At 29.0% G+C, this 4,452-nt stretch carries 3 protein-coding genes and 1 pseudogene; 1 reads left to right on the top strand and 3 read right to left on the bottom strand.

Annotation, left to right across the window (positions count from 1 at the left end; genetic code table 11):
• The 3 genes and pseudogenes from DN394_RS29215 to DN394_RS28445 all read right to left on the bottom strand — a co-directional run.
• Positions 1-779 (bottom strand): annotated as a pseudogene (locus DN394_RS29215) (ATP-binding protein); the annotation flags it as partial.
• Positions 780-858: 79 nt separating this feature from the next.
• Positions 859-2,829 (bottom strand): FtsX-like permease family protein, encoded by a 1,971-nt coding sequence (locus DN394_RS28450; RefSeq protein ID WP_078184580.1) that lies wholly within the window; start codon positions 2,827-2,829, stop codon positions 859-861.
• Positions 2,830-2,852: 23 nt separating this feature from the next.
• Positions 2,853-3,608: an ABC transporter ATP-binding protein gene (locus tag DN394_RS28445; protein ID WP_060489079.1), complete on the bottom strand. Its 756-nt coding sequence runs from the start codon at positions 3,606-3,608 to the stop codon at positions 2,853-2,855.
• A 536-nt stretch (positions 3,609-4,144) separates the two neighbouring features.
• Here DN394_RS28445 and DN394_RS28440 point away from each other — a divergent pair.
• Positions 4,145-4,276, top strand: a complete 132-nt coding sequence (locus DN394_RS28440) for a type A2 lanthipeptide (RefSeq protein ID WP_060489082.1) — start codon at positions 4,145-4,147, stop codon at positions 4,274-4,276.
• The last annotated feature ends 176 nt before the right edge of the window (positions 4,277-4,452 follow it).

Below are 4,452 nucleotides of genomic sequence, written 5' to 3'. Positions count from 1 at the left end.
AGTAAGCTAATGAAAATAAGGAAACATAAAAACATTAAAGCAATTTTACTTTTTTTTAAAAGAAAATATTTTCTCATAGATATATGATTTTTAAAAGCTATTGCATGAATACTAAATAAAGGTAACAAAATTATAATATACCATCCTAAGTTACTTAAATATTCCGGACGCTCTGCAAAGAAAACGGCATATAAAATAAAAGGGAGGATAAGAACAGTAACAGATTTGAGCAAGTGCTTTTTTTCATTTTTAAAAACAAAGCTAATTCGTTTTCGATGCTGGAGGAATAGAAAAATAATGCAACTAAAACTAATAAGCCATTGAAATGAATATAGAATGGAAAAAATCCTATCGCTTATCAAGTTCGCAACCAATGTTAATAGACATATAATTTGTAAAATCCAATCTTTCACTTTTTTATAATCATAGGTAGAATTTTGAAAAAAGAAAAGGAGTAAAAATTGGACGATTTGATATAAAATTAATACACTAAGTAGCATACTAAGTGTTTGAAAGATTGGTTCTTCATGAAGAGTGAGTAAAAACTGCCATGAAGCGAAAAAAATTAAGTTAGAAAATTGCGATAATGTGTTATTGTTTTTTAAGTTTACAAAACTGATATATGCACCATAGGTGGACATTATTGTTATAAGCATTAATGGGAGCAATTTTGCTGTTCCGACAATAGTATTTGTTGAAAATTCGTAACATAAAAAAATAATCATACAAAGTTGATTAATTAAAATTAAAATTTGTTTTTGTTCATAGTATTTTTTCATAAAATCACTTGCCTTTACTAGATTAAATACAGATAAAGCTGATGTTTGTTGACTATCATCAGCTTTATCTGTAGATTTTTTAATTTTTCTTATTAAATATAATTTTATAACATGCTCTTTTTGTTAACAAATAATAAACGATATAAACGACAGTAAAAATAATTACTGCAAAAAGAATAGGTAATACAAAGGCACTGCTTTTCCCTAATAGATCATCCATTAAAGCTGTTTTATAGGCTATTAATGCAAAAATACTATGTGTTAATCCTAATACATAGGGAATACTAAATAATGTGAAGATTTCTTTGCTTATTATTCTTTTTATCTTTTTCTTGTTATATCCCATTCTTTTTAGTATTATAAATTCACTTTTATTTGCCATCGTACTTGAAAGGTTATGAAAATAAAGGATACTGCCTGTTGCAATAAAAAAGATGATAGTAACAAAGCTAATGAGCAAGAATGTTGAACTGTTCTGTTGAATAATATAATCATTTTTTTGGTAACTACTTGTAAAATAAATATTATCTTTAAACAGTGGAGCTAATTTTTCATAAACTTCTTTGTTATCTCTCATATCTACGCCATTAAAACTTATTATAGTTTTTTCTGTAAGTCCTAGAGTTGTTATTTCTTTATAAAGTTGATCCGAAATAATAAGCGTTCCTACACTATTTGCAAAGCCAATTGGATTAAGTAATGTAGTCTCTTTTATTTTTACATCTACGTTAGTTGTAGGTGCTAAGTTTAAAGTATATATTTTCCCTTTATCTATATTTTCTTTTTCAGGTCGATATTTTACTAGAATGCTTTCATTTTTAGCTAAATTATCAAACTCTACTTTTTTATCTTGAATATGTATTAACTTCCTGTAAGCTGATTCAGAGATAAGATCAAATCCGTGTTCCTTCTTTATACTATATTCTTTAGGTAAATTTGTAGAATTAGATTCCCCGTGGATAATAGTTGTTTCTGTGTATTTTGTATTTTCTTTACCAAAAGTATCTTGTACAGTTTTAATTGCCTTATTAGTTAATTCTTTATCTTCCAAAGGAAACTCAATAGCTGATGGCACGATACGTTCTGTAGCGGCAACTGGATAGTAAAGTGTCAGTAGAGTAGAACTAAATATTGCTAAAGTTCCTGCGGTTAATAAGGTTAACAAAATTAAGGTTTTTGCTTTTGAACGGATTTTAAATATAAAGTTTGGAATGATAATAATGTTTGATTCCTTATAAAACCATGTTTTATTTTTCTTCAGCTTTTGAATAACATAGGGTAAAAAAGAATGAATAAAGAAGATCGTCCCTAGTATTACACTTAACATTGTTAGAAGAGCGATTGGTGAAAACCCAATTGTTTTCCACAGGGATTCAGTTCCTCTTGTAATATCTATAGCTAAGTAATAACCGATTAAAATCAAGAATAATCCTAGTAAGGAAAAGCTTGTTTTAATTTTCACTTTCTTTTCTTCTTTCTTTTCCATGCGGACTAAATTTAGTAAAGAACTCTTTCGAAGAATAATCCAGTTTGATAAAGATAGCACAGAAAGAACAGCAAAAATAAAAGTAAAAGTGAATAGTACTGCATTAGGATTAATAAGTGGTACTTTAGAAGTATCGATTTGTAATTTTAGTAATGTAATTATCGCTGCCACAATTCCTTTATGGACAATAGAACCAAAAGCAATTCCTACAAGAAGAGCAGCAAGACAAATTATAATATTTTCAAAAGTTAACAGTTTTAGCATTGTTGATTTTCGGTATCCTAAAAGTGAATAAATTCCAAGTTCTTTCATTCTTTTTTTCATAAAGAAAGTATTAGAGTATGACATATAGAATAGTACAAATGCCATAACAAAGATTGCCACTGTTTTGGACATTGTTTCTACTCTACCATCAGACGAAATTTTTTCCATGACAATGTCGTTCATGGAAAAAGAAATAAAGGAGAAAAACACCATTAATACAAAAGCTACTGATATGAAATAGAATGAATAGAAAGAAAAATTATTTTTTAAATTCTTTTTTGCTATTGTAAATAATCCCACAGTCCTGCCTTCCTTTCATACTCCTAGTTATATCGATTTTCATCAATTTTAGAGATTTCCTTTAAAATCTCTTCAAAAAATTCTTTTCTATTTTGTTCATTTCTTCTTAATTCTTTTATAATATTTCCATCCTTGAATATTAAAATTCTACTTGAAAAACTTGCTGCATAGGCATCATGAGTAACCATTAAAATTGTAGTTTGAAGTTCCTCGTTTACCTCTTTTAATTTTTGGAGTAGTTCTGTTGCAGAATTTGAATCTAACGCGCCTGTAGGTTCATCTGCAAATAAGATACTTGGCTGCTTCGCAAGAGCTCTGGCTGCTGCAACTCTTTGTTTTTGTCCACCAGAAAGTTGACTAGGGTATTTTTCTAATTGCTCAAATATTCCAAAACGCTTTGCTAAATTTTCTATTGTTGATTCAATTTCCTTTGGGGATTTTTTTAACAGAGTAAGTGGAACGGCAATATTTTCTTTTACTGTTAAACTATCAAGCAGGAAATACTCCTGAAAAATAAAACCTAAATAATCTTTCCTAAAATCTGCAGATTTATTGTTGTTAAGAGTTTGGATATTGACTCCGTTTATAAAAACATCACCATCTGTAGGTGTGTCGATAGTGGATAAGATATTTAACAAAGTCGTTTTTCCAGATCCAGAAGCCCCCATAATACCCACAAACTCGCCCGCTTTAATATCAAAAGATACTTTATTAAGTCCTGGTAATTGATTTTTGTGATAAATCTTTGTCACATTTTTTGCAGATACTAATGCATTCATCATACTTTCTCCTTTCAAATTATTACTACATTCAGTTTAAGAGTTAATATATAAAGATTCGTGAGTAAAAAACGCAATATTCTATTCGTATACCTTGCTCTATTCTTATTTAGTTCATCTTTACTTTCACAACTTGCATTAGAATCATTAATTGGTATTAAAAGTATTTTTTTGAAAAAAATGCTTTTAATGTATAAATTTTGATGTATAATGAATCTCGCAAGGACGAAAAAGATTGAAAAGAGAGAATGTTATGATTTTTATTTTGCGTAAAAAGTAATTCGTTCATGATACTCGCTCCTCTTAATCTACTGCTACATTAAGTTTATGATTTAATCTCAAAAGGTTCGTGAGTAAAAAGCGCAATGTTTTATTCGCATACCTCATGCTCTATTTTTTCTGAAGATCATCTTTGTTTCCACAACTTGTAGTAGAATATGGAATTGGTATTAAAAGTATTTTATTGTATGTTGTTAGTTATGAAATTATTTATAATGAATCTTGCAAGGACGAAGCATAGAAAGGAGGTGAAAAAAATGGAAGAGTTAAAAAGTGTAGTAATGACGGTAACAGATGAGGAATTACAAGAAGCAGCAGGTGCAGCAGGTTGCGGTTGGTTATGTACAGTAACAGATGACTGCCCAAATAGCGTATTTGTATGTTGCTAATTTGAAGTTTTTATTATGAATCTTTGAATTTATTTCATTCGTTATAAAATTACGTATTAAAATTTTAAGGGGGAAATAAAGATGGAAGAGTTAAAAAGCGTAGTAATGACAGTAACAGATGAGGAATTACAAGAAGCAGCAGGTGCAGCAGGTTGCGGTTGGTTATGTACAGTAAC

Source organism: Bacillus sp. BB081 (assembly GCF_008368895.1).
In the GTDB taxonomy this organism is placed as follows: domain Bacteria; phylum Bacillota; class Bacilli; order Bacillales; family Bacillaceae_G; genus Bacillus_A; species Bacillus_A wiedmannii.
The sequence above is the reverse complement of the archived record's forward strand: the minus strand, read 5'-3'. Positions and strand labels throughout refer to the sequence as shown.

What these genes read in the sequence shown, in the direction of transcription:
- DN394_RS28445 (WP_060489079.1), bottom strand. Translation starts at nt 3,608, where the DNA reads ATGAATGCATTAGTATCTGCAAAAAATGTGACAAAGATTTATCACAAA.
- DN394_RS28440 (WP_060489082.1), top strand. Translation starts at nt 4,145, where the DNA reads ATGGAAGAGTTAAAAAGTGTAGTAATGACGGTAACAGATGAGGAATTA.